The organism is Rhizobium binae (assembly GCF_017357225.1).
GTDB classification, from domain to species: Bacteria; Pseudomonadota; Alphaproteobacteria; order Rhizobiales; family Rhizobiaceae; genus Rhizobium; species Rhizobium binae.
Window position 1 is genome coordinate 2,563,569 of record NZ_CP071604.1, and the last position, 25,053, is coordinate 2,588,621.

Sequence of the window (25,053 nt, forward strand, 5' to 3'; positions counted from 1 at the left end):
GTTTCCCGCGCCGACGAACGGAAACCGGCGAAAGCGCATGCTTTCGGCGGCGATCAGTTCACCCCCCGAAGGAGGGAGGAAGCCTCGATCGCAGCACCGGAAATATCGAAATTCACCCTGTAATGCGCCGGTTTGCCGGGTTTTCCAAATGCGCGCCTCCCGCTACGTCAATGCCGTTGTGCATTGCATCATCGATTTATTTCGGGTGTGACATTCATCCGATTCCCTTCATGTATCTTCCCGACTAAGAAGAGGCGCACAGGTAAAGGGAATCTCTTCATGCCGCGGTCACGCAACACTGAGGGCGCCATCTATATGAGCATGGCGATGGCCGGCTTTTCCGCGAGCGACGCACTCTCCAAATCGGTGGTCGCCCATATGAATGCCGGCGAGATAATGTTCCTGCGCGGCCTTTTCACCAGCCTGCTCATCTTTCTGATTGCGTGGAAAATGGGCGCGCTGCGCTCCTGGCGCGTCGTGCTGAAGCCGATGATCATTCTCCGCATCATCTGCGAGATGCTCTCTGCCGTCACCTATATCACTGCGCTCGGCATGATGCCGATCGCCAATGCCTCGGCAATCCTGCAGTCACTGCCGCTGGTCGTCACCTTCGGCGCCGCGCTCTTCTTCAACGAGCCGGTCGGCTGGCGGCGCTGGTCGGCGATCATCGTCGGCCTCGTCGGCGTGATGATCATTATCCGCCCCGGCCCCGAAGGCTTCACCGCCGCCGCCCTCCTCTGCGTCGGTGCGGTCATGACGACGGCCGGCCGCGATCTCGCCACCCGGTCGATCGATCCGCAGATTCCATCGCTGATGATCACCGTCATCACCGCCATCTCGATCTCTTTCTTCGGCGCGTTGCTCATCCCGGTGCTCGGCGCTTGGCAGCCGGTCAGCCTGACCTCGCTCGGGCATCTCCTGCTCGCCTCGGTGCTCGTGCTCGTGGGATACCAGTCGGTTATCCTTGCCATGCGGACCGGCGAAATCTCCTTCGTCGCTCCGTTTCGCTACACCAGCCTGATCTTCTCCTCGCTGCTCGGCTTTTTCTTTTTTGCCGAAGTGCCTGACAGCTGGACGCGAGTCGGTGCTGCAATCGTCATCGCTTCCGGCCTCTATACGTTCTATCGTGAGGCCAAGCGCCACGTTTCGCCGATCGCGCAGGAGTCCGAACCGCGCGTGCCGGTGTGAAGCATTCCGAGGCAGGATGATGGCTGAGTTCTCGTTGGACAGATCCGCTATAGCAGGCGTCGTGCTGGCCGGCGGCCGCTCACAGCGTATGGGCCGCGACAAGGCGGCGGTGATGCTCGGAACAGACAGCCTGCTCGGCCACGTGCTGGCCCGGCTCGGGCCGCAGGTCATTTCCGTTGCCGTCAATGCCGATGCCGCCAGCGAGAACGTGCCCGTCGTTCCCGACCATATTGCCGGCAAGGCCGGGCCGATGGCCGGCATCCACGCGGCAATGACCTATGCGGCCGGACTTCCCAAAATCAGCCATGTCGTTACTGTTTCGGTCGATTGTCCATTTTTCCCGACCGATCTCGTCGCCCGGCTGGCGGCTGCGCTCGAGCACCCGTCGCAGATCGCCATTGCCGCCTCAGAGGGCCGCAGCCATCCGGTCTTCGGTCTCTGGCCGGTGACACTGGCCGCCGATCTGGAAGCCTGGATCGCTACCGACGAGAAACGCCGCGTGCGCGACTTCCTGTTGCGGCATGACGTTACGGAAGTGGTATTTCCGCTGCATCCGACCCGCGCCAGCCTGCTCGACCCCTTCTTCAACATCAACACGCCTGACGATCTCATCGAGGCGGAACGCTGGCTGGAGGCCCTGCGCACATGACCGCACCGAAAATCTTCGGCATCGCCGGCTGGAAGAACTCGGGCAAAACCGGGCTTGCCGTCCGGCTGGTGACGGAATTCACCAACCGCGGCTACAGGATCTCGACCATCAAGCACGCCCATCACGATTTCGATATCGACAAGGTCGGAGCCGACAGCTATCGCCACCGCCAGGCCGGCGCCCATGAAGTTACCATCGTTTCCGGCACGCGTTACGCCATCATGCATGAGTTGCGCGGCGCGCCCGAACCCGAGTTCGAGGAAATCCTCGCCCGTCTCGCCCCCTGCGATCTCGTTCTGATCGAAGGCTACAAGCGTGAGCCGATCCCGAAAATCGAAGCCCGCCGCCTGGAGGCCACAAACCGCGAACCGCTGGCGCCGAGCGATCCCCATATCTGCGCCATCGCCGCCGATCATGCTGTCACGGATACGGCCCTGCCCGTCTTCCATCTGGACGACACTGGTGCCATCGCCGATTTCATAACCGAGATCGTCGATCTTGAGGCTCATTAGCTGGCCGATCTGAGATGCAGGTCCGTCTCACTTGTGATCGCCTTGTGAATTTCCCTGGAAAGCTGGTCCTGGTTATACGGTTTTCCCAATCTGGGAAGATTGACCTCTGCGCCGGCAGGGAGATCGGCATAGCCCGTTGCCAGCACGATCGGCAGCGCCGGCCGAATGGCCCGTACCGCCTGCGCCAGCTGCGCACCCGTCATGCCGGGCATCGAATAGTCGGTAATCATCAGGTCAAAATGCCCACCGCTTCTGACCAGCTCCAGCGCCTGCGAACCGGAATTTGCTTCGACAACATCATGGCCGAGATCTTCAAGCATCTCGACCGAGCTCATGGCAATCAAGGTATCATCGTCGACCAGAAGGATCCTCAGCCTCGATGCGGTTTGCGCGAGAGATAGATCGGTTTCAGCCGCCTGTTCAGGGCGCCGTTCGGTCGCGGGGAGCCATAATTCGGCAGTCGTTCCCACGCCAAGCTTGCTCGTCAGGCGCAGCGCGCCATTGAGCTGGACGGCAAGGCCGTGGATCATCGATAGCCCGAGGCCCGTGCCCTTTCCGAGTTCCTTTGTCGAAAAGAAGGGATCGATGGCCTTCTTCAGCGTCTCGGCATCCATTCCGGTGCCATTGTCGGTCAAGCTGAGCACAAGATAGGTCCCGTCGTCGAGATCGCCGCTGTCACCCGCGACTTGTTCTTCACGCAGCGAAATCGACAGAGCTCCTCCGTCCGGCATCGCATCGCGCGCATTGACAGCAAGGTTGAGCAGGGCCAGTTCAACTTGGTTGGCATCGGCCAGTGCCGGCTGCAGCGCGGGCGCGAGCACCGTTTCAATGCTCACGGACGATCCCACCGAGCGACGCAACAGATCGTGCATGCCGGATACCAGCTCGGCCAGATCGACCGGCTTCACTTGCAGATCCTGCCGTCTGGCGAAAGCCAGCAGACGCTGTGTCAGGGCTGCCCCGCGGCGTGCCCCCTGAAGGGCGCCATCGATCAGGCGCGTCGCCTTCGGGTCTCCTGTCACATGCTTGCCGAGAAGTTCGAGATTGCCGAGAACGACCATCAGCAGATTGTTGAAATCATGCGCGACGCCGCCGGTCAGCTGGCCGATCGCTTCCATCTTTTGCGCGTGGCGAAGCTGCTCCTCGGCCTTTTCACGTTGGGCGACCTGTTCAAGCAGGCTCTGATGAGCAGCATGCACCTCTCCGGTCCGTTCTCTTACCCGCTCTTCAAGGCTCTCATTGAGCCGTCGGAGGTTCTCCTCGCTGGTCTTGCGGGCTGTGGTATCGGAGGAAACGCCAACCAGCTTCTTCGCCGAACCATACCTGTCGGCATAGAGCTGCGCATGCATCTCCGCCCAATGAAGCGATCCGTCGGGCCAGATCGTCCTGTGTTCGACCGAATAATCACGGCCGATCTCGATCGTCAGGTCCAGGCTTGCCTGAACGAGGCCGCGATCATCGGGATGGATGCTCGCGATCAGATCGTCATACGCAAATTCCTGGTCCGGCCCTCGGCCGAAGATGGCCTTGCAGGTATCGGACGCGGACAACCGCATCGAAGACAACTCCAGTTCCCACGCACCGAGACGGCCCGCGGCAAGTGCCGTTTGCAGCCGCCGCTCACCTTCGCCTAGCGCCTCGAGCTGGGCGCGCGCCTGGTATTGGCGCAGACGCCCCCTTAAGGCGGTTCTGGCGATACTGATGAAGGATGTCGCGTGGAAAGGCCTTTCCAGAAAGGTGACATTGGCGAGAACCTCGGAAAGCCTGGCAGCGGCCGGATTTCGTTCCGGCCCGCCGCCCCGCGTGGTGAGCACGATGAATGGCAGATCCGACCAGCTCGGCTGCGCCGAAATCCAGGCCGCGACCGGTTTCAAATCGCCTGAGCGAACCGCCTCTTCCGTCAGGACACCGAATGCCACGTCGTCATCGAGCAAGGCCGCGAACATCGGAAGGTCGGGAGCGGTAATCGATGTGGCGCCGGCTTCGTTCACCAGGGATACCGCCACCAGGGCATCGCGACCGGCTGGTGTGTAGATCAGCGCCTTTGGTTTGCCGGAATTAGGAATTGCCGCCATCCCCGCTGTCGCGCGGCATGAGGGACGTCGTGTCTGACACAAACTCCGGAACGCCGCGCAGCACTCCCTGGAATCCGCTAAGTGGCCCTCCGAATGTCAGGCCCGAGGCGTCGATGCGATATTCCCGAATTGTATCTTCGTGGTAGCCAGTTCGCTTCTTGATCACCGAGACCGCCCGCCGCACCCGTCCGGCCGCCTCGAAATAACGCAACAGAATAACGGTATCGGCAAGATAGGTGACGTCGACGGGAGCTTTCATGTCACCGACCAGACCGTGCTGAGCTACCGTCAGGAAGGTGTTTGCACCTTGCCTGTTCAGATATTGCAGCAATTCGTGCATATGAAGGATCAGCGAGTTCTCATCCGGCATCGAAGCCTGATAACCATTGATGCTGTCGATGATGACGGTCCTGGCGCCGGATTTGTCGACGCAATTCCGCACGCGGTGCGCGAATTCGCCGGGCGACAATTCGGCGGCGTCCACCTGCTCGATGTGGACGAGACCTGCATCCCTCATCGCCTCGAGATCCATTCCGAGCGCCTTGAGCCGCCCGAATAGCAGCCCGGGCTCCTCGTCGAAGATGAAGGCCGCCGCTTTCTCTCCACGCGCGATCGCTGCTGCCAGGAATTGAAACGAAAACGTGCTTTTGCCGGTGCCGGCCGGTCCGAGAATGAGCGTACTCGAGCCCCTCTCTAAGCCACCGCCCAAGAGAAGGTCCAGCTCCGCAATATCGCTCGAAATGTTGTCGCGATCGTAACTCGTCTTGTGCTCCGCAGCAACGAGACGCGGGAATACGACGACGCCGCCGGTCTGGATGGTGAAATCGTGGTAGCCGCCACGAAAGGCTTGCCCGCGATATTTTATGATTCTCAGCCGTCGCCGTTCCGAGCCGTAACCGGGTGCCATTTCCTCGAGATGGATGACGCCGTGCACGACGCTGTGCACTGTCTTGTCGAGCACCTCTGAGGTCAGGTCGTCGAGCAGAAGCACCGTCGCCCCCTGGCGGGCGAAGTAATGTTTCAGCGCAAGGATCTGCCGGCGATAGCGCAGCGAGCTTTGCGCCAGCAACCTTATCTCCGACAGGCTGTCGAGAACCACGCGGCTCGGTTTCACCCTCTCGAAAGCGGCGAAGATTTCCCTGGTGGTCTCTCCAAGCTCGAGGTCCGACGAATAAAGCAGGCTCTGCTGCTGATCGGAATCCAGCAGGCTCTCGGGAGGCACGACCTCGAAGACTTCGATATTGCCATCGATGATCATGCCGTGCGACGCGGCTCCGGCCCGCAATTCGCTCTCGGTTTCCGAGAGCGTGATGTAGAGCCCGCGCTCGCCAAGTCGCGCGCCTTCGATCAGAAACTGCAGTGCAATAGTGGTCTTCCCGGCCCCTGGATTTCCCTCGAGGAGAAACACATGGCCAGCGGAAAGACCCCCTGCCAGAATTGTGTCCAAACCGGACACTCCGGTCCGAGCTTTCGTGGCAGGAATAGCAGTATTCATTCATTGTTTCCTTCGGTTTCACTTTGAAGTAGTGGCGAAGGATGGAATGTCAAACGGCCGACCAGGTATGACTTCGCGCAGCTTCAACGCGTTGCCGATTGGGCGAAATATAAGTCTTTACCCCCGATACCGAAGCGCATCGACGACGACCGCAAAGGCCGGCGATGCATGCCGGCGGCTGGGATAATAAAGATGATAACCGGGAAACGGCGGACACCAGTCTTCGAGCACGCGCACCAGCTGCCCGTTCTCAAGATGCGCCTGCACGGCGTCCTCAGGCAGATAGGCGAGCCCCGCGCCAGCAAGCGCCGCGTTCAGTCTGAGCGCGATGTTGTTGAAGACCAGCTGCCCGTCGACGCGAACATTCAGTTCGCGCCCGTCCTTCTCGAACTCCCACACGTAAACAGCGCCATGGGTCGGCAGACGCAGATTGATGCAATTGTGATCCGTGAGGTCATGGGGTGTCAGAGGCTTCGGCCTGCCGTCGAAATAGGAGGGAGCGCCGACCACCGCCATGCGCATGTCAGGGCCGATGCGCACTGCGACCATGTCTTTTGCCACCTGTTCGCCCAACCGCACCCCCGCGTCGTAACGCTCGGCGACAATGTCGGTCAGACCATAATCGACGATGATCTCGACCTTGACATCGGGGTATTCAGGCAGAATCCTCTCCAGGGCGGGCCAGAGAACTGCATTGGCCGCATGCTCGCCGGCATTGATGCGGATCGTGCCGGCCGGCTTTTCCCGGAACGCGCTCAAGGCAGCCAGTGAACTTTCGATTTCGTCGAAGCGCGGGCCGATGGAGACAAGCAGGCGTTCGCCGGCCTCTGTCGGCGAGACGCTGCGCGTCGTGCGGGTAAGCAATCGCAGTCCAAGCCTCGCCTCGAGCCCTCGGATGGTGTGGCTGAGCGCCGACTGCGATACGCCGAGCTTCGCTGCCGCCTTGGTGAAGCTCCGCTCCCGCGCAACCGCAAGAAAGGCGATGAGATCGTCGACGGACGAACGTGGCATTCATGAATCTCTCTCATAGGTTCTTGCCGTTTATACCATCTAATCGAAATCACGCGCACGCGCTAAATACCTTGGCATCCCACGCGAACATGTTCGCTGGGAATGAATAGTTCATCGGCGCTGACTGTTGTCCGCCGGAACTGTCTCATCCGACATTCGAGAGAACGACTATGGATATCAAGCGAAACGGCTCGCAACCTTCGGCCAAGGGGCCGGCAGACTGGTTCACCGGCACGGTGCGCATCGACCCCCTGTTTACCGCGACCGACCCTGGCCGCGTCGCCGGCGCCAGCGTCACCTTCGAGCCCGGCGCCCGCACCGCCTGGCACACCCACCCCCTCGGCCAGACCTTGATCGTCACTGCCGGCTGCGGCCGCGTCCAGCGCGAAGGCGGCCCGATCGAGGAAATCCGCCCCGGAGATGTCGTTCGGTTCGCCCCGGGCGAACGTCACTGGCACGGCGCATCGCCAGCGACTGCGATGACCCATATCGCCATCCAGGAACAACTCGACGGCAAGGCCGTCGACTGGATGGAGCACGTTACGGACACCGAATATCAAGGCTGAAAAGGAAATACCGATGCAGACGCGTGAACTCGGAAAGAGCGGCCTTCAAGTCTCGGCCATAGGCCTTGGGTGCATGGGGCTCAGTTATGGTTATGGGCCGGCGACGGACATCCGGGAGGCGGTCAAGCTGATCCGCGAGGCCTTCGAACGCGGTGTCACCTTCTTCGACACCGCCGAGGCCTATGGCCCCTACAAGAACGAGGAGCTTCTGGGAGAGGCGCTCGCGCCTTTCAGAAGCCAGGTGGTTATCGCCACGAAGTTCGGCTTCAACTTCGACGCCAATGGTGGCCAGAGCGGCATGAACAGCCGGCCGGAGCATATCCGCGCGGTTGCCGATCAGGCGCTGAAGCGCCTGAAAACCGACGTCATCGACCTTTTCTACCAGCATCGCGTCGACCCCGACGTGCCGATCGAAGACGTCGCCGGCACGGTCAAAGCGCTGATTGCAGAGGGCAAGGTCCGGACTTTTGGCCTTTCGGAAGCAGGTGTGCAGACAATTCGCCGCGCTCATGCCGTCCAGCCGGTGACGGCGCTGCAGAGCGAATATTCGCTCTGGTGGCGTGAACCTGAACAGGAGATTCTGCCGGCGCTCGAAGAACTCGGGATCGGCCTCGTCCCGTTCAGCCCGCTCGGTAAGGGCTTCCTTACCGGTGCGATCAACGAGACGACCACCTTCGACAGCAAGGACTTCCGCAACATCGTGCCGCGCTTTTCGGCCGAGGCGCGCAAAGCCAACCAGGCGCTCGTCGATCTCCTCGCGGAAATCGCCGCGCACAAGAAGGCGACATCAGCCCAGGTCGCCCTGGCCTGGTTGCTGGCGCAGAAGCCCTGGATCGTGCCAATCCCCGGCACCACCAAGCTGCACCGTCTCCAGGAAAACATTCAGGCTGCCGATGTCGAACTGGCGGCGGAGGATCTCGTCGGCATCGAAAGCGCTCTCGCCACGATCAAGGTGGAAGGCGATCGTTACCCGGCCCATCTGCAGGCTAGGGTCAATCGCTGAGACAAAAGTGGCCGCAATCCGTTGCGGCCACGTCCTCACCGATAACATTATTTCCTCGGCGCCGGCGCATTCTGCTGAAAAGCCGGTATCGCCTCGAGCCTGCCGACAATCTCCGCGATATTCGGCCACCGCGCCAGATCGAAGCCCATGCGCCCGGCGCTGATCGCCTGCGGGAAGAGGAAGATGTCGGCGATGCCAGGCTGATCGGAGACTGCGAAGGCCCCACGCCTGTGACCGGCAATCATCGTCTCCACAGCGGCCATTCCCTCGCCGACCCAGTGACGGCTCCAGGCAGCAATGGCGTCGGCATCGGCTTTAAAGGCGGTTTTGAGCTGCAGGCCGATCCGCGGCGGCAGCAACGCATGGATTTCGGCCGCAATCGCAAGCGCGATGGACCGCGCCTGCGCCCTGTCTTCCGCTGTGTCAGGCAGCAGCCGCGGTTCAGGCCGGATCTCATCGAGATATTCGATGATCGCCAGCGACTGGGTGATGAGGACGCCGCTGTCGGTGAGCAGGGCCGGCACGAGCCCCTGCGGATTGACGCTGCGGTATCCGGCCTGGCGGCTCTCTGCCTCCTCGCCGAGAATGGTGACCGGCAGCGCCTCCGCCGTCAGCCCCTTCAAGGCCAGTGCAATCCGGACCCTCGATGTCGCCGAGGAAATTTCGTTCTGATAGAGCTTCATTGTCTTTCTCCCTTATCGTCGCGCAGGAGCGACAACCCGGTCGCAGAAGACGCTGCCGATGCCGCCGTGACAAGGCCGGCGAGCGGCGAAGGCTCCTGCGAGCTTATGTCGTAGATGCAGGACGCGGCAAACACCGCCGCTCCCAGGACGCAGATGATCATCAATCTCATGAAATCCTCCATCGGCGAGGCCCGACAGGCCTCGCCCTGTTTCTTTTCGGCCCCTGCCGGTCAGGCAATGCTCAGCTCGACATGGATGTTGCCGCGTGTCGCCTTCGAATAGGGGCAGGTCCGGTGCGCCTCGTCGACAAGCGCCTTCGCGACATCTGCTTCGATGCCGGGCAGGCTGACCTTGAGACGGGCCTGCAGGAAATAGTCGCCCTCGGTCGTTCCGAGATCGACCTCGGAGTTCACAGCGGTCTCCGTGGGAAGCCTGATCTTCAGCTTGCCGGCGGCAATGCCGATCGCACCGATGAAGCAGGCCGACCAGCCGGCTGCGAAAAGTTGTTCGGGATTGGTGCCGGGCCGCGCGCTGCCGGGCGGCGACAGCTTGATATCAAGCTCGCCGTCATCGCTCCGCGAAGCGCCGTCGCGCCCGCCGGTGGTGCGGGTCTTGCCGGTATAGAGAACCTTGTCGATCTTGGTCATGTGACACTCCTTATTTGCGTCGCTGTCTGCGACTGGTCGCTGCCGCGACCGGGTTGACGGAGTGTGGTTTGAACGATCGATATATCCGGCATGTTTCCGGAAACGGCCGAAATGTTACAAAAGGTAGAATCCGGCAGCCAGGACATTTTCCGATACAAGACATCCCGAACGTCCCGGAAAACGTCGTCATCACCGAATGGTGACTTCCGCCGCCAGTCCGCCGCCGGAGCGATTGTAGAGCCTCAGAGAACCGCCGATCTTGGCTGTCAGCTGCTGGGCGATCGCCAGGCCAAGGCCCGTTCCGCCGGTCTCTCGGTTGCGGGACTGCTCGAGCCGGAAGAACGGCTGCATCGCCGCTTCCAGCATGTCATCCGGAATTCCGGGCCCACGATCCATCACCGTGACGACGAAGGTATTATCTGCGCCGCGCTCGACGCTGATCTCGGCGGCGCCGGCAAATTTCAGGGCATTGTCGATGAAATTCGACAGGATGCGGCGAAGGGCGTGCGGCTTCGTGAAGGCGGCTCCCTCGACCAGCCCGACGACCGTGACCGCCTTTCCAGTGTCCTGATAGTCGTAGGCTATGCTGTCGATGAACGAGGCGAGATCGATGCGGGCGTTCTTCTCTCCGCTGCCGTGGGCGCTGCGCGCGTAGGCGATGCCGTCCTGGACGAGGCGCTGGATCTCGCCGAGATCATGCACCAGCTTGTCCTTCTCGGGCGACTCTTCCGCCATGTCGGCGCGCAACCGCATGCGGGTAATCGGCGTCTGCAGGTCGTGCGAGATCGCCGCCAGTATCTGGACCCGCTCCTCGAGATAATGGGCGATCCTCTCCCGCATCGCATTGAAGGCCCTCGCCGCATGCGCGACCTCGCTTGGCCCGGCCTCGCTCAGAGCCTGACCGTCCTTATCAGGATCGAGCGCATCGGCAGCGGCGGCGAGCGCACCGAGCGGTCGGATCGCCTGGCGGACCGCAAACCAGGTGCAGAAAATGAGCAGCACCATCTGGATCGCGAACACATAAGGCAGCCATGCGGCGATCGGCATAACGCCTTTCGGCGTGACGTCGATCGTCAGAGGCGTTCCGTCGCTCAACGTCAGATGTGCCTGCAGCCGGTTCACCTCACCTGGAATCCGTTCGATGCGGATCGGAAAGCGGTGCCCGACGGCCGCCTCTATCTTTCCTGCGATCTCCCTGCCCTTGCCGGAGTCGTCGGGCACACCGGCCAGTCCAGGCCCGAGTTCAAAGCGGTAGTTGCCGCGACTCAGCCATTCCAGAAGCTCGCCGCGTTCGTCCGGCGGAAGCCGGTCGAGAACGGCGATGGATGTCGCAACGTCGTTCTCGAGGGTTCCGAGCATCACTGCCTTAGCCGACATATAGCGTTCCATGTAGAGAACGCTGAAGGAGAGCCCATAAGCCAGAGCCAGACCGATCAGGAGAATCAGGAAGATCTGCGATCGCAGCGTGCTCGGCCACATCAGCCCCGACGGTATGGGCATCTCGGTCCTCATCGGCGCGGCTCCGAGATTTCGACGGGAACCGAGAAGACATAACCTTCGCTGCGCACCGTCTTGATGTAGGTCGGCTCGCGCGCGTCATCCCCCAGGCGCTGCCGCAGACGGCTGACGAGAAGATCAATCGAGCGATCGAAGAGCTCGGCGTCGCGGCCCTGCGTCAGGCTCAGGAGCTGGTCGCGGTTGAGCACACGCTGCGGGTGGTCGATGAAGACGCGAAGCAGGCGGTATTCTGCGCCGCTCAGCGCAATCGCGGTCCCGTCTTTTTCGAGAAGGTGACGAGCGACCGTATCGAGCCGCCAGTCGCCGAAGGTCAACAATTGTCCCGCCTCGCTGATCTGCAGGTTGGGCGGCAGCATGCGTGTACGCCGCAGCACCGCCTTGATGCGGGCGAGAAGTTCGCGGGCGGCGAAAGGCTTGGCAAGATAGTCGTCGGCGCCCATCTCCAAACCGAGGATCCTGTCCATCTCGTCGGTGCGGGCCGTCAGCATCAGGATCGGGATCGCCTTGTGCCGGCCGGCCCGCAATTCGCGGCAGAGCACCAGCCCGTCGTCGCCGGGCATCATCACGTCGAGCACGATCAGGTCAACGGCATTCGCTTCCAGAAAACTGCGCATCTGCCGCCCATCCGCGGCAACACTGGTCCTAAGCCCATTCTTCTGCAGATAGCCCGAGACCAGCTCGCGGATTTCGCGATCGTCGTCGACGATCAGGATGTGATCGACATGATCCATATTTGCCTATTCCTCAACGATTACGGCCGCGCCTGCCGCCTCGTTCACATCGAGGCGCCGGACGCGACCTACGCATATTCCGCCAGCCCGGGCAACGAGCCTTTACGGCCAATCAGAAGCCATCGACGTCGATGACCGCCTGGGCGAAGGCTTGCGGCGCCTCCTGCGGCAGGTTGTGGCCGATGCCGCCGCCAATCGTGCGGTGCTCGTATCTGCCGGAGAATTTTCCAGCATAGGCGGAGGGCTCTGGATGCGGCGCACCATTTGCGTCACCTTCCATAGTGATCGTCGGCACCGAGATGATCGGCAAGGCGGCAAGCTTTTTCTCATAGGCATCGTACTTCGCCTCGCCTTCGACAAGCCCCAGACGCCAGCGATAATTGTGAATGACGATTTCCACATGGTCGGGATTGTCGAAGGCAGTGGCGGATCTGTCGAATGTCGCATCCTCGAAATTCCACTTCGGCGAAGCCGTCTGCCAGATGAGCTTTGCAAAATCATGCGTGTTGCTCGCATACCCCAGCCGGCCGCGTTCGGTGGCGAAATAGAACTGGTACCACCAGGCGAGTTCCGCCTTCGGCGGAAGCGGCTTCTTGTTGGCCTCCTGGCTGCCGATCAAGTAGCCGCTGACCGAGACCATGGCCTTGCAGCGCTCGGGCCACAGCGCCGCCATGATATTGGCGGTCCGCCCGCCCCAGTCGTATCCGGCAATGACAGCCTTCTCGATTTCAAGCGCATCCAGCAGCGCAATCATATCGGCGGCAAGCGCTGAAGGCTGGGCGTTGCGGGGGGTCTTGTCGTCCAGGAACCGGGTGGTGCCATAGCCACGCAAATAAGGCACGATCACCCTGTAGCCGGCCGAGGCAAGCAGCGGCGCGACATCGACGAAACTGTAAATATCGTAGGGCCAGCCGTGCAGCAGCAGCACGACCGGCCCATCCGCCTTTCCCGCCTCGGCATAGCCGATATCGAGCACATCCGTTCTGGCCTGCTTCAGCGCTTCGAAGGAGGTATGGCTACCGGCCTTCGCGTCAGGCAAAACGGCTTTGGAAGACTGCGGCTGTTGGGCTGCGGCCGCTCCGGCCACGCCGAATTCGACGGCTGCAAGTGCGATGGCCGTCATGCCGAAGAATCGGCGGCGGTGATGATTGATTTGCTCTGACATCGGTCTCTCCTGTCGAATGGATCACGGCGCTCAGATGACGTTCGGCTTGTATCGCCCATATGTCACAGGCTGCGGATTTTGAATGCGAGTGTAGCCTCCGCCTGCCGAGATACATTCTGATACAAATGCGCCGCCTCGTCAGAGCATTTCGCGCACCACCGGGGTTTTCGCCGCCGCCTCTGAGCCCCAGACACTGTGTATTCTTTTGTATCGCCCGCGCGCCGGCGCAATAGTTCGGTACATTTCTCCATCAAACCGGACACATCGGAGATACCTCCGCGCGGCTACATCGCCGCCGTTGCTGGTTCAGGCCCATCGCCGTCCAGAGCCCGATCACTCGGTTTCAAAGGAAACGATGATGACACTTCTGATCATTGCCTATCTTGGAGGCGTGCTGACCATCCTCAGCCCCTGCATTCTCCCGATCCTCCCCTTCGTCTTTGCCCGCGCCGGACAGCCCTTCATCAAAAGCACGCTGCCGATGCTGGCTGGCATGGCCGCCACCTTCGCGCTCGTCGCCACCCTTGCCGCCGTCGGCGGCAGCTGGGCCATTCGCGCCAATGAATATGGCCGCCTCGCGGCGATCGTCCTGCTCGCGCTCTTCGGAGTGAGCCTGCTATCTCAGCGCTTCGCAACTATGCTTGCCCGCCCGATCGTTGACCTCGGCAACAATCTTCTGAACGCCAGCGGTGGCGGACGCATGGCGCTGACGGTCAAGAGCGCTCTTATCCTGGGCGTCGCCACCGGCCTCCTCTGGGCGCCCTGCGCCGGACCAATTCTCGGCCTCGTGCTGACCGGCGCGGCATTGCAAGGCGCCAACCTGCAGACGACCGCCCTATTGATCGCCTATGCCGCCGGTGCTGCGACCTCGCTTGCGATCGCCTTGCTCGTCGGCGGTAAAATCTTCGCCGCGATGAAGCGCTCGCTCGGCTTTGGTGACCGAATTCGCCAGACTGTCGGCGCGGCCGTATTGGCGGGCGTGGCGGTCATCGCGCTCGGCCTTGACACCAGCCTGCTGGCGCGCCTTTCCTATGCCACCACCGCCTCGCTGGAACAGACCGTGCTGGACAGGCTGCATGCCAAGCCCGTCGCCGGCACACCTTCTGAGGTGGCGAGCAACGACGCGAACATTTCCGCAACGGATGCACAGAATCCTTTCCGCAGTGATCTGCCCGTCGAAGCTTACGCGCCTTCGTTCGACGGCGCGGTCGAATGGCTGAACTCGAAGCCTCTGACCAAGGAGCAGCTGCGGGGCAAGGTGGTGCTCGTCGACTTCTGGACCTATTCCTGCATCAACTGCATTCGCACCATTCCCTATGTCAGGGCCTGGGCGGAAAAATATGCGGATCAGGGCCTGGTTGTCATCGGCGTGCACGCCCCGGAATTTGCCTTCGAAAAGAAGATCGACAACGTCAAGAAGGCCGTCGGCGACTTTCAGATCGGCTATCCCGTTGCGATCGACAATGACTACAAAATCTGGCGCGCCTTCGAGAACAGCTACTGGCCTGCCGCCTATCTGATCGATGCCAAAGGTCAGATCCGCTATCACCATTTCGGCGAAGGCAATTACGGCAGGACTGAAAAGGCCATCCAGGACCTGCTGCGCGAAGCGGGCAACCAGATGGTGGAAACGGCCCCGGTTGCGCCCGATGCCAAGGGTGTGGAAGCGGGTCCCGACCTCGCCAATATCCGCTCCGGCGAGACCTATCTCGGCTACGCACAGGCCGAAAATTTCGTCTCTCCCGAAGGGCTGCAGGCCGGTACGCCGCAGAACTATTCGATCGCCAAGCCCGGCATCAATGCATGGGGCCTGTCCGGCGCCTGGACCGTCGGTAAGGACCAGGCAACGCTCGACCAGCCGGGCGGCGGCATCGCCTATCGTTTCAGCGCCCGCGATCTGCATCTCGTGCTCGGACCCGGCGCGGACGCCAAACCTGTCCGTTTCCAGGTGAGGCTCGATGGCAAGGCGCCCGGAGCCGATCATGGCTCCGACATCGACGCCGACGGCAATGGCACGGTCACCGCAACGCGGCTTTACCAGCTCGTTCGCGAGTCCGGCGCCGTCACCGCCCGCACCTTCGAAATCCGCTTCCTCGATCCGGGCGTCCAGGCTTACGCCTTCACCTTCGGCTGAACCCTAAGAATTTCAAATCCCGCCCTTCAACATCACCAAAAGGAGTGACCCCATGAACAAGCATTTGACTTTCATCGCAAGCCTTGCATTTGCCACCGCCGGAATCGCCTTTGCTGCCGAGGCTGCCGCGGTCAAGAACATCGTGATCGTCCACGGCGCGCTGGCCGATGGCTCGGGATGGCGAAAAGCGACCGAGATCCTCGAAAAGCGCGGCTTCAACGTCACTGTCGTCCAGGAACCCCTCACCTCGCTCGGCGACGACGTGGCGGCAACCAAGCGGGTTCTCGACCTCCAGACGGGACCAGTCCTGCTCGTCGGCCACAGCTATGGCGGCATGGTCATCACTGAAGCTGGTCACGATCCGCATGTCGCTGGCCTCGTCTATGTCGCAGCCTTCCAGCCCGACAAGGGGGAAAGCCTGCTGAGCCTCGCCAGCTCGAAGCCGGCCGGCAGTATGGATATCAAGGAAACGAAGGACGGCAAATATCTCTATCTCGATCCGGGCGCCTTCGCCGCGGCTTTCGCGGCCGATCTGCCGAAGGCCGAGGCCGATTTCCTGGCAAGATCGCAGGTCTTCGCCGCCAAGCAGGCCTTTTCGGCCAAAGTCGGAAGGCCGGCATGGCGGACGAAGCCGAGCTGGTCGGTCGTCGCCACCGATGATCGCTCCATCAATCCCGAGCTGGAGCGTGACATGGCCAAACGAGCCGGCAGCGACATGACAGAGATCAAGGGCAGCCACGCCGTCTTCGCATCCCAGCCGGAGAAAGTCGCCGATGTCATCGAAAACGCGGCTACGAAAGCCGGCCGACAGAGAGGGTAAGAAAAGGTCACTTCCCCGTCTCCCGGCGGGCGAAGAGGAGGTCAGCGCCCCTCCCTGACGCCAGGGAGGGGCGGATCAGCTACTGATTGGCGGCGACCGGACGCACCAGCGGAGTGACGCGACGGATGGTAACGCGGCGGTTTTCCTGTTCGGGGCCTGGCGTGTTGACCTTCAAGTAACGTTCGCCGTAGCCCTGTGTCGCCATGTTTTCCGGCGGAATGCCATAGACGTCGGAGAGCACATTGGCGACCGATTCCGCCCGCTGGTCGGAGAGGACCAGGTTGCTCTGGTCGGAACCGACGGCATCCGTATGGCCCTCGATCAGGAAGGTCTCGCTCGGATCTTTCTTCAGCACCTGGCTGATCGCGTCGGCAACCTTGCGCAATGTGCGCGCTTGGGTCATCGGGATCTCGGCGCTGCCGGTCGCGAAGGTGATCGTATCGAGGTCGATGCGGCGCACCTTGTCGCGAATACGGGCAGAATACTTCACTTCGTCAAGCGAATAGACACGCTCCACCTGCTCGACGGGCGGCTCGCTGAGGAATTCGTAATAGTCCCGGTCAGGATCGCTGCTGGTGTCGATGATATAGTCGTTAAGCGGGACACGCAGCCGCATCGGCGGCAGATCAGCGCCCGGGTCATCGAAATAGCCGCGATCAGGATCCTCGTAGAGATCAGGTGAGTAGTAGAGCACGTATTCGCGCCCGCGGGAATCGACGCGCGACCGCTGGATGATGTCGCCGTAGCGGTTGCGGATGGTGACGATCCGATAGCCTTCCGGCCGGGTGATGATCTCGCGATAGCGATTGTCCGGGAGCTCTTCATAGATCGGCCGTTCACCGTCGCGCAGGAACCGCCTGTCGTCGTCGCTACGCACGATCACTTGATTGTTGTACTGGATGATCACCCGGTTATCGTCCGTTTGATCCTCGATGCGCGCTCCCTCGGGACGGGCAAATTGCGGCCGGGTGTCGAGCCTCGTGCCCTTCTCGCTGGTGACCGCCTCGAGCTTGATCGCCGGCGCCGCAGCGGCGGCAGGAGCCTGCGCATCCGCATCCGAGGTCGGCACCTTCACCTCCTGGCTTTCGGCCCGCAGCTTGTCGCGGTCACGGCGACCTTCCCGCCCCTTGCTGCGATCGGCATCCTTGTCGCTGTCAAGCACGGCGGCACCGTTCTCGACCGGCAGCACGACGGTCTCGTTGCTCTTGGCCGGATCTGCGGCGATCTTTTTCCGGCGCTCCAGCTCCTCGGGAGAAACCTTTTCCGGTGCCGGAATGGCCTGCTCCACCTGCTGTCCGCCGCTGGCATCCGGCAGCGGCTGGGCCGTGTCGGTGGCGGGCGCAGCCGGCTGTTCGCCGGCGGGCTGTTTGGCGGCGGGTTGCTCAGCGGTGGGTTGCTCAGCGGTGGGCTGTTTGGCGGCAGGCTTGGCAGCCGTGCCATCCGTCGGCGCTTCGGCAGGCGCAGCTTCGGGAGCGGCCGCCTTGTCTTCGGCTGGCTTCACCGCCGGGGCTGCAGCCTCGCCCTTCTTCGGCTTCTTGGCTGGCGCTTCGGCAGCGGGTTTTCCCTCCGGCTCAACTGCAGGCTTGGCCTGTTCCTCGGTGGGCGTCACCGCCTCGGGAGCGGCGGTCTCGGTCTTAGCCTTGCCCTTATCTTGGCTCTGGGCCTTGTCCTGACCCTTCTTGCCGCCTTCCGGCTTGACCTCGGGCTGGGCCTGTTCGGTCTCCGGCTGGGCTTGTTTTGCCGCCGGCTGCTGTTCAGGGGCCGGCTGAGCCTCCGGCTCGGCTTGCTCCGTCTGCTGCTTCTTCGGCTTTTTCGGCTTTTCCTGTGTTACCGGTTGCTCTTCCTGCTGGGGCTCGGCCTCCGGCTGGGCTGCCTGCTTGGCTTTCCGTTCCGGCTTGCTCTCGGCCTTCGGCGCGGGCTCCTCCTTCGGCGCTTCGGCCTTCGGCGGTTCCGGCTCCGCCTTTGGTTCGGGTGCAGGTGCCTCCTTGCGCTCGGCCTTCGGCTTCTCGGCGGGCGCCTCCTTCGGCTGCTCGGCGGCCGGCGCCTGTTCGGCCGGGGCTTCCCCCTTCTGCTTGCGCTTCTTCTTCAAGAGCTCCTCCTCGGAGGGCGCGTCCTGCGCCACTTCGAAGCTGCCCTGTTCGATCTGCCGAACGGCCGCAGCCTCGGGCGCGGCTCCGCGCGCGGCCGCCATCGCCGATGCCGGCTGCAGTGCCAGCGAGAGGGAAAGCAGCGGAAAAGCTGCGCTTGCAAACAATCTTGATTTCTTGCCCATCGGCTTTCCTCGATCCTGTTTGAGCTTACTGAAGGCCGACAGGCCCTAGTTCCGCCCCTAGCTACGCATTGAGGCGAAACGGCGAAATGGCAAAGCGCCAAGCCGCCGATTTGTTCCGGTTCTAGGAAACGGGGCATTAACCTCAGGTGAATGTTGCAGTCTGCCCCCATTCATCTCGCCTGCTGTTTGCGCCGCGAATGGCCCGGGAATTTCTGTTGCATTTCCATGAAAAAAAGTCTGATTATCGCCACAAGGCGGTGCCTGTCACCGTTGAACAGCAGCCGTCAGCCCAAGAGAAAAAAGCGCGATGGCTACCAACAGAGAGGATCCTCATGCATATCTCCACCCGTATCTTCGCGGCAGCTTCGATTGCGGCGATGTCCCTTTTTGCCGGCTCGGCCATGGCCGACGGCGAGAAATATGTGATCGGCACTGATTCGACCTATCCGCCCTTCGAATTCGTTGATGCCAGTGGCACCATCCAGGGCTTCGACATCGATATCGCCAAGGCGCTCTGTGCCGAAATGAAGGCCGAATGCACCTTCGTCAGCACCGACTGGGATGGCATCATCCCGGCTCTGAACGCCAAGAAATTCGACATGATCGTCTCGTCCATGTCGATCACACCTGAGCGTCTCAAGCTCGTCGACTTCTCCAACAAGTACTACAACACCCCACCGGCCATCGCCGTGCCGAAGGATTCCAAGATCACCGACGTTGCCGGCCTCAAGGGCAAGGTAATCGGCGCACAGACTTCCACGACGCATGCCAACTACGCCGAGAAGCATCTCGCCGACACCGAGCTGAAGCTCTATCCCACGGCTGACGAATACAAGCTCGACGTATCCAGCGGCCGCGTCGATGCCGTCATCGACGACGTCGTCGTTCTCTCCGAATGGGTCAAGTCCGACGCCGGCGCCTGCTGCAAGATCCTGACGACCCTGCCGGTCGACAAGGAAATCAACGGCAACGGCGCAGGCATTGCCATCCGCAAGGGCGATCCGCTCAAGGAAAAGCTGAACGCGGCCATCGCGGCGATCCGCGCCAGCGGCGAGTACAAGAAGATCCAGGACAAGTACTTCGACTTCGACGTTTACGGCGAATGAGAAATTCGGTATCTGGCCGATAAAGCGAATGGCGGAAGGCTTGCTCTTCCGCCATTTTTGTTTGACAACGGTGACAAGATCAAAACGGCAAAAGCCGTGAGGGGAATTCTCGCATGGGCGGATTATTTTCCGCGCTTGGCTCCTTCTGGAGCTCACTTGTGCAAATTTTCGATCCGCTGTGCGGACCCGTCGGCATCTTCACCTGGTTTGGTCAGTCGACGATTCTTGCGTGCGGCGATACCGGCTGGGGCGACGAAATCGCCCTCGGCCTGCAGGTCACCGTTTCGGTAGCGATTGTCACCCTGCCGATCGGCCTCGTGATCGGTTTCCTGGTGGCGCTGGGCCAGCAGTCGGAGGAAAAGCCACTGCGGCTGGCCGCCGGTATCTACACGACGATCTTCCGCGGCCTGCCGGAGCTTTTGACGCTCTTCATTATCTATTACGGCATGCAAATGCTGATCCAGTCCCTCCTGGAGCTTGTCGGCTATGTCGGACCGCCGATCGAGATCAACGCTTTTCTCGCCGGCGTTATCGCGCTGTCGGTCGTCTTCTCCGCTTACTGTTCGGAAGTGCTGCTTTCGGCTTTCCGCGCCATACCCAAGGGCCAGTATGAGGCAGGAGACTCGCTCGGCCTGCATCGCGGCCGCACGCTACGGCTCATCATCCTGCCGCAGCTTGTGCGAATCGCACTCCCCGGCCTGACGAATCTGTGGATGGTGCTGCTGAAGGACACGTCCTATGTCTCGATTATCAGCCTTGCCGACATTCTGCGCCAGACGAGCGTCGCCGTCAGGGTCACCAAGGAACCCTTCTTCTTCTACGGCATCGCCTGCTGTCTCTACCTGGTGCTCGCCATCCTCTCTTCGTTCCTGCTCGTCCGCATCGACCGCTGGGCCAAGCGTTCGGAGGTCCGCCGATGAGCTATGCCGAAATATTGATCCCGCCGCAGCCCGCCCCCCGCGAGGTGAGAAAGCCGATGACGGCGGCGCGTCTCAGCGGTTACATCCTCGTCACGTTCTGGGCGCTGCTCGCCGCGCTGCTGCTCTTCACCGTTGTCAATGGCTGGGATCTCGACAAGTTCACCCGCTATGGCCCGCGTTATCTGCACGGTCTGTGGATCACTCTCAGCCTGGTCGCCATCTCCGTCGTCTGCGGCGCCGTGCTCTCGCTGCCGCTCGCCATCGCACGCCTGTCGAAGAGCCGCCTGCTCAACTGGCTCGCCTACGGCTATATCTATTTCTTCCGCGGCACGCCGCTGCTTGCCCAGCTATTCCTTGTTTATTATGGCCTCGGCGTGTTCCGGCCACAGCTGGAAGCCGTCGGCATCTGGTGGTTCTTCCGCGATGCCTGGTATTGCGGTCTCTTCGCCATGACCATCAATACCGCCGCCTATCAGGCGGAAATCCTGCGCGGCGCAATCGAGAGCGTGCCGCACGGCCAGCACGAGGCGGCAGCCGCCCTCGGCATCCACAAAGTCATCGCTTTCCGCAAGATTGTCCTGCCGCAGGCCTTTATCGTTGCGCTGCGTCCGTATGGCAATGAAATCATCCTGCTGATCAAGGGTTCGGCGGTCGTCGCCATCATCACCGTGCTCGACCTGATGGGCGAAACCCGCTACGCCTTCTCCCGCACCTTCGACTATCAGACCTATCTCTGGGCGGCGATCTTCTATCTCGCCATCGTCGAGGCGTTGCGCCATCTCTGGGCGTGGATCGAGCGTCGGCTGACCCGTCATCTCAAGCGCTGACGGCGCTGGCAGCACTCTCGGAGCATTGCTGCCAAGCCATTGATATTAAAAATAAATTGTCCTTTTGTGAAGTGTCTGTAAAGTTTCCGTTAACCACTCGCATGTTTCCATATCACGTAGCGCTAATAAGCGCGCGAGTGGGAACGAGAAGAAGCGGAATAAAATGCGCACGGACATGGAAAGACAATTGCAAGGTTACGGCCTGACGACTGCCCAGATCCTCTACCGCCTGCCGGACCACCCGACGATCCTGCAGACCTACGTTTGGCAGGATTACGATCTCGCCCCGGATTTTCCTGAGATGCGCGGCTTCCTGAAGTTCTGGCAGGAGAAGCTCGACGGACCTCTGCATTCGGTGCGCTACGTCCACCGCAAGCTGATCTCGGCAACCGAATGGCGGGCGCTGAAGGGTGAATTCATCCTGCACTGATCAGACATGCGCCTCGCCGCGGCCGAACTCGCCCTCGTCACGATCCGGACGCAGTGCGAAATAGAGCATGCCGAGATAGAAGACGACGACCACAGCAATGACCGCAAGGCCGGGCATTGGCCCGAGCACGGCATTGTCGATAACATAGGCCCATGAATGCGCCTGCAGTGCCGGCGCGCCCTCTGTCTGCAGTTTCGGCGTCGAGATCTTCAGGCACCAGGCAAGCAGCAGGATGAGGTACATCCAGCCGTAATTGCGCTTGAGACGGCGATGCATCGCCTCGCCATAACTCAGCAGAAAGCGCGGATGGCGCAGGCTGCCGGCGATCACCGTAGCCCATTCGCTGCCGCTGTTGGGGTCGGGCGCCAGAATCTGCGCGAAATAGCAGCGCTCGATCTGGCGGATGCGGGCGCGGTAAATGTCGAAGAAGCGGTAGCGCCGCGCCTCAATCATCAGAAGCAGCGTGATCAGCATCATCCCGAACAGCAACACGCCGTGATGCGAGGTCGGAGTCGACAGCGACACCGAGAGCAGCGCCGCCACCACGGTGATCGCCCAGTTGGATGTCCGATCGATTCGATCGCGCCAGCTCGTCATGCGCCCGAGCTCGCCACGGTAATAATGGATGAGCGTATTGGTGGTCTCGCCTGGCGTACCTGGTAGCAGAGACATCCGAACATCCTCTCTCTCCCTTATCGTTGATATCCTGTCCTGCTCCGTCTCCATGATTTTCCTCCTTGTCTCCCTTTCGGCGGCCTCTCATCGGGCGCCCGACCATTCTGCGCCTGCAGCCACGCCATTGCAAAAGATCGAAAGCCGTCTTAGAGCCGTGCCTGAAACAGAAGGATTGTGACCGCGATGGCAAAGAAGATCGACGAAGAAGCTCTTGCCGAGGCCTATAACCGCGCACTAGCGCTTGAAAAGGCCGGCGATGTCGACGCTGCCGTGGCTGCCTATGAGGAAGTCCTGGCGATCGATCCTGATGACCACGGCGGCGCCGCCGTGCGCATCGCCGCGATGGGCCGCGGTGAAACGCCGGCCAAGGCGCCCGACGCCTATATCGAGACCTTGTTCGACCAGCATGCCGAGGTGTTCGAGGACGTCCTCGTCGAGCAACTCGGCTATCACGTGCCGATGCTGGTGCGCCAGCGCCTGCAACAGCTGAAACTCGGACCGTTCAAGCGGCTGCTCGATCTCGGATGCGGCACGGGTCTCACCGGCGGCGCCCTGCGCGACCTTTGCGAAGATATGACCGGCATCGACATATCGGAGAAGATGGTCGAGATTGCCCACGAGAAGGATCTTTATGAGACGCTTTTCGTCGCCGAGGTCGAGGATTTCCTCGAGGACAATGACGAGGAAGCCTTCGACATCATCACTGCCACCGATGTGCTGCCCTATCTAGGCGCGCTCGAACCGCTGTTCTTCGGGGCCGCCGAAAACCTGACGCCGGGCGGCCTCTTCATCTTCTCCTCCGAAACCCTGCCGGCAGAAATTCTCGCCGGACGCGCCTTCATGGTCGGACCGCACCAGCGCTTCGCCCACGCCGACGGCTATGTGAGGGAACGGTTGACCGCCACCGGTTTCGACCTTGTCGAAATATCCGATATCAACGTGCGCATGGAAGAGGGACAGCCGACGCCCGGTCATCTGGTGATCGCCAGATATCTCGGCTGACGAGAATAGTTGCGCGATCGGCTAACCATCTGTTGCGAAAGACTTGCGGACCTGATACTTAGTCAGCCAGCAAAGTTTTCTGCCGCATAGGAAAGGTCGCCGCATGTCGCTCGTGCTCTATGGGCATCCGCTTGCCTCCTTCTGCCATAAGGTGCTGATCGCGCTCTACGAAAACGGCACGCCCTTCGAAAACCGGATCGTCGATCTGTCCGACGAGACCTCGCGCGCGGATATCTTCCGGCTCTGGCCAATCGGCAAGATGCCGCTGCTGCGTGACGAGGCCCGAGACAGCACCATCCCCGAAACCTCGATCATCATCGAATATCTCGATCATTATTATCCCGGTCCCTCACCTTTGCTGCCGCTCGAGCTCGACCGGGCGCTGCAAGTCCGTCTCTGGGACCGGTTCTTCGATCACTATGTTCAGGTGCCGATGCAGACGCTGGTCAGCAACCGCCGGCGCCCTGAGGGCAAGGCAGACGAAATCGAGATGGCCGCTTCCCGGACGACGCTTGCCACGGCCTACACAATGATCGAAAAACAGCTGGGCGACAGCCCATGGATCACCGGCGGGGCCTTCACCATGGCCGATTGCGCCGCCGCCCCCTCTCTGTTTTACGCCGAGACGCTGGTCCCCTTTTCACCCGACCAGCCGAGACTGCGCGCCTATTACGAGCGGCTGCAGGGGCGCCCGTCCTTCGCCAGGGCACTGGAGGAAGCCCGTCCTTATTTCAAGTTCTACCCCTACCAGGACAGGCTGCCCGCCCGCTTCCGGGATGCAGCGGAATGATCGAAGGCCAGGCGGATCTCGACCGCATGTTCCACGCGCTTTCCGATCGCAGCCGCCGCGGCATGATCGACCGCCTCGGCCGCGGCCCGGCCTCCGTCACCGAATTGGCGGCGCCGCTCGCGGTCGCCCTGCCGACGGTGATGAAACATCTGCAGGTATTGGAGGAAAGCGGCCTCGTATTCTCCGAAAAATCCGGCCGGGTGCGAACCTACCGCCTGCAGCAGGACGCGCTTGCCGCCGTCGAGCACTGGGTGGAACAGCGAAAAACTCGCTGGACCGCCGCCTTCGACCGGCTGGATCAACTTCTCGCCGACGAGCCGGAGACTTTTCCCGAATGACCACGCGATCCGCAGAACACGTCACCCTCGTCATCGAACGTCACCTCAAGGCGCCCGTCGCCCGGGTCTTTCGCGCCTGGTCGATGCCGGAATCCAAGCGCCAGTGGTTCGCCTGCCACGGCGACTGGGTGCCGCTGGAATACGGCCTGGATTTCCGCTCCGGCGGGCTGGAGAGGAACTATGTTGCCGATACGGACGGGCTCTTGCACGCCTACGACGCCCGTTACATCGACATCGTGCCCGATGCGCGGATCATCTACGCTTATGAGATGAGGCTCGGCGAATCCCGCATCTCGGTCTCCCTCGCCACCGTCGTCTTCGAAACCGAACCCGGCGGCACCAAAATGGTCTTTACCGAACAAGCGGTGTTCCTTGACGGCTATGCCGACAACGGCGCCCGTCTTCAGGGCACCGAAATCGGCTTCGACAATCTCGAGCTTTTTCTCGAGCGCGAGACAAGGGCGATCCATTAGACTGGCAAGTTTCAGATACTGCA

At 61.6% G+C, this 25,053-nt stretch carries 25 protein-coding genes and 1 pseudogene; 15 read left to right on the forward strand and 11 right to left on the reverse strand.

Going from position 1 to position 25,053, the window contains the following annotated elements:
- The first annotated feature begins 279 nt into the window (after positions 1-279).
- The 3 genes from J2J99_RS12540 to mobB are packed head-to-tail and all read left to right on the forward strand — an operon-like array spanning position 280 to position 2,349.
- On the forward strand, positions 280-1,188 hold the full coding sequence (locus J2J99_RS12540; protein ID WP_168294121.1) for a DMT family transporter: 909 nt from the start codon (positions 280-282) through the stop codon (positions 1,186-1,188).
- Between the two features lie 19 nt (positions 1,189-1,207).
- Positions 1,208-1,837, forward strand: coding sequence for a molybdenum cofactor guanylyltransferase MobA (gene mobA, locus J2J99_RS12545; RefSeq protein ID WP_168294422.1), 630 nt, complete (start codon positions 1,208-1,210; stop codon positions 1,835-1,837).
- Positions 1,834-2,349, forward strand: coding sequence for a molybdopterin-guanine dinucleotide biosynthesis protein B (gene mobB, locus J2J99_RS12550; protein ID WP_168294122.1), 516 nt, complete (start codon positions 1,834-1,836; stop codon positions 2,347-2,349). The genes mobA and mobB overlap by 4 nt, the downstream gene beginning before the upstream one ends.
- Here the strand turns inward: mobB and J2J99_RS12555 are convergent.
- The 3 genes and pseudogenes from J2J99_RS12555 to J2J99_RS12565 all read right to left on the reverse strand — a co-directional run.
- A pseudogene (locus J2J99_RS12555) lies at positions 2,290-4,424 on the reverse strand (ATP-binding protein); the annotation flags it as partial. The gene mobB and the pseudogene J2J99_RS12555 sit on opposite strands and share 60 nt — an antisense overlap.
- Positions 4,408-5,919, reverse strand: coding sequence for an ATPase domain-containing protein (locus J2J99_RS12560; RefSeq protein WP_168294124.1), 1,512 nt, complete (start codon positions 5,917-5,919; stop codon positions 4,408-4,410). The gene J2J99_RS12560 and the pseudogene J2J99_RS12555, both read right to left, overlap by 17 nt.
- Before the next feature lie 117 nt (positions 5,920-6,036).
- On the reverse strand, positions 6,037-6,930 hold the full coding sequence (locus tag J2J99_RS12565) for a LysR family transcriptional regulator (protein WP_168294125.1): 894 nt from the start codon (positions 6,928-6,930) through the stop codon (positions 6,037-6,039).
- 170 nt (positions 6,931-7,100) lie between these two features.
- On the opposite strand from J2J99_RS12565, the gene J2J99_RS12570 reads away from it, so the two are divergent.
- Entirely contained in the window at positions 7,101-7,496 is a 396-nt protein-coding gene (locus tag J2J99_RS12570) for a (R)-mandelonitrile lyase (RefSeq protein WP_168294126.1), read from the forward strand.
- A gap of 13 nt (positions 7,497-7,509) precedes the next feature.
- On the forward strand, positions 7,510-8,499 hold the full coding sequence (locus J2J99_RS12575) for an aldo/keto reductase (protein ID WP_168294127.1): 990 nt from the start codon (positions 7,510-7,512) through the stop codon (positions 8,497-8,499).
- Positions 8,500-8,546: 47 nt separating this feature from the next.
- Here the strand turns inward: J2J99_RS12575 and maiA are convergent, their stop codons facing one another.
- The 6 genes from maiA to J2J99_RS12605 all read right to left on the reverse strand — a co-directional run bounded on the left by maiA (position 8,547) and on the right by J2J99_RS12605 (position 13,243).
- Positions 8,547-9,182, reverse strand: coding sequence for a maleylacetoacetate isomerase (maiA, locus tag J2J99_RS12580; protein ID WP_168294128.1), 636 nt, complete (start codon positions 9,180-9,182; stop codon positions 8,547-8,549).
- A complete protein-coding gene (locus J2J99_RS12585; protein WP_168294129.1) occupies positions 9,179-9,352 on the reverse strand; it encodes a hypothetical protein in 174 nt (57 codons plus the stop codon). The genes maiA and J2J99_RS12585 overlap by 4 nt, the downstream gene beginning before the upstream one ends.
- 60 nt (positions 9,353-9,412) lie before the next feature.
- The gene (locus J2J99_RS12590) at positions 9,413-9,829 is read right to left on the reverse strand and encodes an organic hydroperoxide resistance protein (protein ID WP_168294130.1); all 417 of its coding nucleotides are present in this window, start codon (positions 9,827-9,829) and stop codon (positions 9,413-9,415) included.
- Between the two features lie 189 nt (positions 9,830-10,018).
- Positions 10,019-11,329, reverse strand: coding sequence for a sensor histidine kinase (locus J2J99_RS12595; protein WP_375337298.1), 1,311 nt, complete (start codon positions 11,327-11,329; stop codon positions 10,019-10,021).
- 8 nt (positions 11,330-11,337) lie between these two features.
- A complete protein-coding gene (locus J2J99_RS12600) occupies positions 11,338-12,078 on the reverse strand; it encodes a response regulator (RefSeq protein WP_168294132.1) in 741 nt (246 codons plus the stop codon).
- Positions 12,079-12,190: 112 nt separating this feature from the next.
- A complete protein-coding gene (locus J2J99_RS12605) occupies positions 12,191-13,243 on the reverse strand; it encodes an alpha/beta fold hydrolase (RefSeq protein ID WP_168294133.1) in 1,053 nt (350 codons plus the stop codon).
- A 358-nt stretch (positions 13,244-13,601) separates the two neighbouring features.
- Between J2J99_RS12605 and J2J99_RS12610 the strand changes: the two genes are divergently transcribed.
- Both J2J99_RS12610 and J2J99_RS12615 read left to right on the forward strand, forming a co-directional pair.
- Positions 13,602-15,377 (forward strand): cytochrome c biogenesis protein DipZ, encoded by a 1,776-nt coding sequence (locus tag J2J99_RS12610; protein WP_168294423.1) that lies wholly within the window; start codon positions 13,602-13,604, stop codon positions 15,375-15,377.
- A gap of 52 nt (positions 15,378-15,429) precedes the next feature.
- Positions 15,430-16,197 (forward strand): alpha/beta hydrolase, encoded by a 768-nt coding sequence (locus J2J99_RS12615; protein ID WP_168294134.1) that lies wholly within the window; start codon positions 15,430-15,432, stop codon positions 16,195-16,197.
- A 79-nt stretch (positions 16,198-16,276) separates the two neighbouring features.
- Here the strand turns inward: J2J99_RS12615 and J2J99_RS12620 are convergent, their stop codons facing one another.
- Positions 16,277-18,469: an OmpA family protein gene (locus tag J2J99_RS12620; RefSeq protein ID WP_168294135.1), complete on the reverse strand. Its 2,193-nt coding sequence runs from the start codon at positions 18,467-18,469 to the stop codon at positions 16,277-16,279.
- A gap of 332 nt (positions 18,470-18,801) precedes the next feature.
- Here J2J99_RS12620 and J2J99_RS12625 point away from each other — a divergent pair, with 332 nt between their 5' ends.
- From J2J99_RS12625 to J2J99_RS12640, 4 genes are all read left to right on the forward strand, one after another.
- A complete protein-coding gene (locus J2J99_RS12625) occupies positions 18,802-19,575 on the forward strand; it encodes a transporter substrate-binding domain-containing protein (protein WP_168294136.1) in 774 nt (257 codons plus the stop codon).
- Positions 19,576-19,688: 113 nt separating this feature from the next.
- Positions 19,689-20,495, forward strand: coding sequence for an ABC transporter permease (locus J2J99_RS12630; protein ID WP_168294137.1), 807 nt, complete (start codon positions 19,689-19,691; stop codon positions 20,493-20,495).
- On the forward strand, positions 20,492-21,322 hold the full coding sequence (locus J2J99_RS12635; protein ID WP_168294138.1) for an ABC transporter permease: 831 nt from the start codon (positions 20,492-20,494) through the stop codon (positions 21,320-21,322). The genes J2J99_RS12630 and J2J99_RS12635 overlap by 4 nt, the downstream gene beginning before the upstream one ends.
- Positions 21,323-21,485: 163 nt before the next feature.
- Positions 21,486-21,752: an usg protein gene (locus J2J99_RS12640; protein ID WP_168294139.1), complete on the forward strand. Its 267-nt coding sequence runs from the start codon at positions 21,486-21,488 to the stop codon at positions 21,750-21,752.
- On the opposite strand, the gene J2J99_RS12645 is transcribed toward J2J99_RS12640, so the two are convergent.
- On the reverse strand, positions 21,753-22,478 hold the full coding sequence (locus tag J2J99_RS12645; protein ID WP_168294140.1) for a DUF2270 domain-containing protein: 726 nt from the start codon (positions 22,476-22,478) through the stop codon (positions 21,753-21,755).
- Positions 22,479-22,610: 132 nt separating this feature from the next.
- On the opposite strand from J2J99_RS12645, the gene J2J99_RS12650 reads away from it, so the two are divergent.
- From J2J99_RS12650 to J2J99_RS12665, 4 genes are all read left to right on the forward strand, one after another.
- On the forward strand, positions 22,611-23,429 hold the full coding sequence (locus J2J99_RS12650; protein WP_168294141.1) for a class I SAM-dependent DNA methyltransferase: 819 nt from the start codon (positions 22,611-22,613) through the stop codon (positions 23,427-23,429).
- A gap of 103 nt (positions 23,430-23,532) precedes the next feature.
- Positions 23,533-24,219: a glutathione S-transferase family protein gene (locus J2J99_RS12655; RefSeq protein WP_168294142.1), complete on the forward strand. Its 687-nt coding sequence runs from the start codon at positions 23,533-23,535 to the stop codon at positions 24,217-24,219.
- On the forward strand, positions 24,216-24,557 hold the full coding sequence (locus J2J99_RS12660) for an ArsR/SmtB family transcription factor (protein ID WP_168294143.1): 342 nt from the start codon (positions 24,216-24,218) through the stop codon (positions 24,555-24,557). The genes J2J99_RS12655 and J2J99_RS12660 overlap by 4 nt, the downstream gene beginning before the upstream one ends.
- Complete coding sequence (locus tag J2J99_RS12665) at positions 24,554-25,030, forward strand: SRPBCC family protein (RefSeq protein ID WP_168294144.1); 477 nt, start codon at positions 24,554-24,556, stop codon at positions 25,028-25,030. The genes J2J99_RS12660 and J2J99_RS12665 overlap by 4 nt, the downstream gene beginning before the upstream one ends.
- Positions 25,031-25,053: the final 23 nt, after the last annotated feature.

Bases quoted from the DNA above. Each gene is read 5' to 3' on its own strand.
- J2J99_RS12540 (WP_168294121.1), top strand. From the start codon at position 280: ATGCCGCGGTCACGCAACACTGAGGGCGCCATCTATATGAGCATGGCG.
- mobA (WP_168294422.1), top strand. From the start codon at position 1,208: ATGGCTGAGTTCTCGTTGGACAGATCCGCTATAGCAGGCGTCGTGCTG.
- mobB (WP_168294122.1), top strand. From the start codon at position 1,834: ATGACCGCACCGAAAATCTTCGGCATCGCCGGCTGGAAGAACTCGGGC.
- J2J99_RS12560 (WP_168294124.1), bottom strand. From the start codon at position 5,919: ATGAATACTGCTATTCCTGCCACGAAAGCTCGGACCGGAGTGTCCGGT.
- J2J99_RS12565 (WP_168294125.1), bottom strand. From the start codon at position 6,930: ATGCCACGTTCGTCCGTCGACGATCTCATCGCCTTTCTTGCGGTTGCG.
- J2J99_RS12570 (WP_168294126.1), top strand. From the start codon at position 7,101: ATGGATATCAAGCGAAACGGCTCGCAACCTTCGGCCAAGGGGCCGGCA.
- J2J99_RS12575 (WP_168294127.1), top strand. From the start codon at position 7,510: ATGCAGACGCGTGAACTCGGAAAGAGCGGCCTTCAAGTCTCGGCCATA.
- maiA (WP_168294128.1), bottom strand. From the start codon at position 9,182: ATGAAGCTCTATCAGAACGAAATTTCCTCGGCGACATCGAGGGTCCGG.
- J2J99_RS12585 (WP_168294129.1), bottom strand. From the start codon at position 9,352: ATGAGATTGATGATCATCTGCGTCCTGGGAGCGGCGGTGTTTGCCGCG.
- J2J99_RS12590 (WP_168294130.1), bottom strand. From the start codon at position 9,829: ATGACCAAGATCGACAAGGTTCTCTATACCGGCAAGACCCGCACCACC.
- J2J99_RS12595 (WP_375337298.1), bottom strand. From the start codon at position 11,329: ATGCCCATACCGTCGGGGCTGATGTGGCCGAGCACGCTGCGATCGCAG.
- J2J99_RS12600 (WP_168294132.1), bottom strand. From the start codon at position 12,078: ATGGATCATGTCGATCACATCCTGATCGTCGACGACGATCGCGAAATC.
- J2J99_RS12605 (WP_168294133.1), bottom strand. From the start codon at position 13,243: ATGTCAGAGCAAATCAATCATCACCGCCGCCGATTCTTCGGCATGACG.
- J2J99_RS12610 (WP_168294423.1), top strand. From the start codon at position 13,602: ATGACACTTCTGATCATTGCCTATCTTGGAGGCGTGCTGACCATCCTC.
- J2J99_RS12615 (WP_168294134.1), top strand. From the start codon at position 15,430: ATGAACAAGCATTTGACTTTCATCGCAAGCCTTGCATTTGCCACCGCC.
- J2J99_RS12620 (WP_168294135.1), bottom strand. From the start codon at position 18,469: ATGGGCAAGAAATCAAGATTGTTTGCAAGCGCAGCTTTTCCGCTGCTT.
- J2J99_RS12625 (WP_168294136.1), top strand. From the start codon at position 18,802: ATGCATATCTCCACCCGTATCTTCGCGGCAGCTTCGATTGCGGCGATG.
- J2J99_RS12630 (WP_168294137.1), top strand. From the start codon at position 19,689: ATGGGCGGATTATTTTCCGCGCTTGGCTCCTTCTGGAGCTCACTTGTG.
- J2J99_RS12635 (WP_168294138.1), top strand. From the start codon at position 20,492: ATGAGCTATGCCGAAATATTGATCCCGCCGCAGCCCGCCCCCCGCGAG.
- J2J99_RS12640 (WP_168294139.1), top strand. From the start codon at position 21,486: ATGCGCACGGACATGGAAAGACAATTGCAAGGTTACGGCCTGACGACT.
- J2J99_RS12645 (WP_168294140.1), bottom strand. From the start codon at position 22,478: ATGGAGACGGAGCAGGACAGGATATCAACGATAAGGGAGAGAGAGGAT.
- J2J99_RS12650 (WP_168294141.1), top strand. From the start codon at position 22,611: ATGGCAAAGAAGATCGACGAAGAAGCTCTTGCCGAGGCCTATAACCGC.
- J2J99_RS12655 (WP_168294142.1), top strand. From the start codon at position 23,533: ATGTCGCTCGTGCTCTATGGGCATCCGCTTGCCTCCTTCTGCCATAAG.
- J2J99_RS12660 (WP_168294143.1), top strand. From the start codon at position 24,216: ATGATCGAAGGCCAGGCGGATCTCGACCGCATGTTCCACGCGCTTTCC.
- J2J99_RS12665 (WP_168294144.1), top strand. From the start codon at position 24,554: ATGACCACGCGATCCGCAGAACACGTCACCCTCGTCATCGAACGTCAC.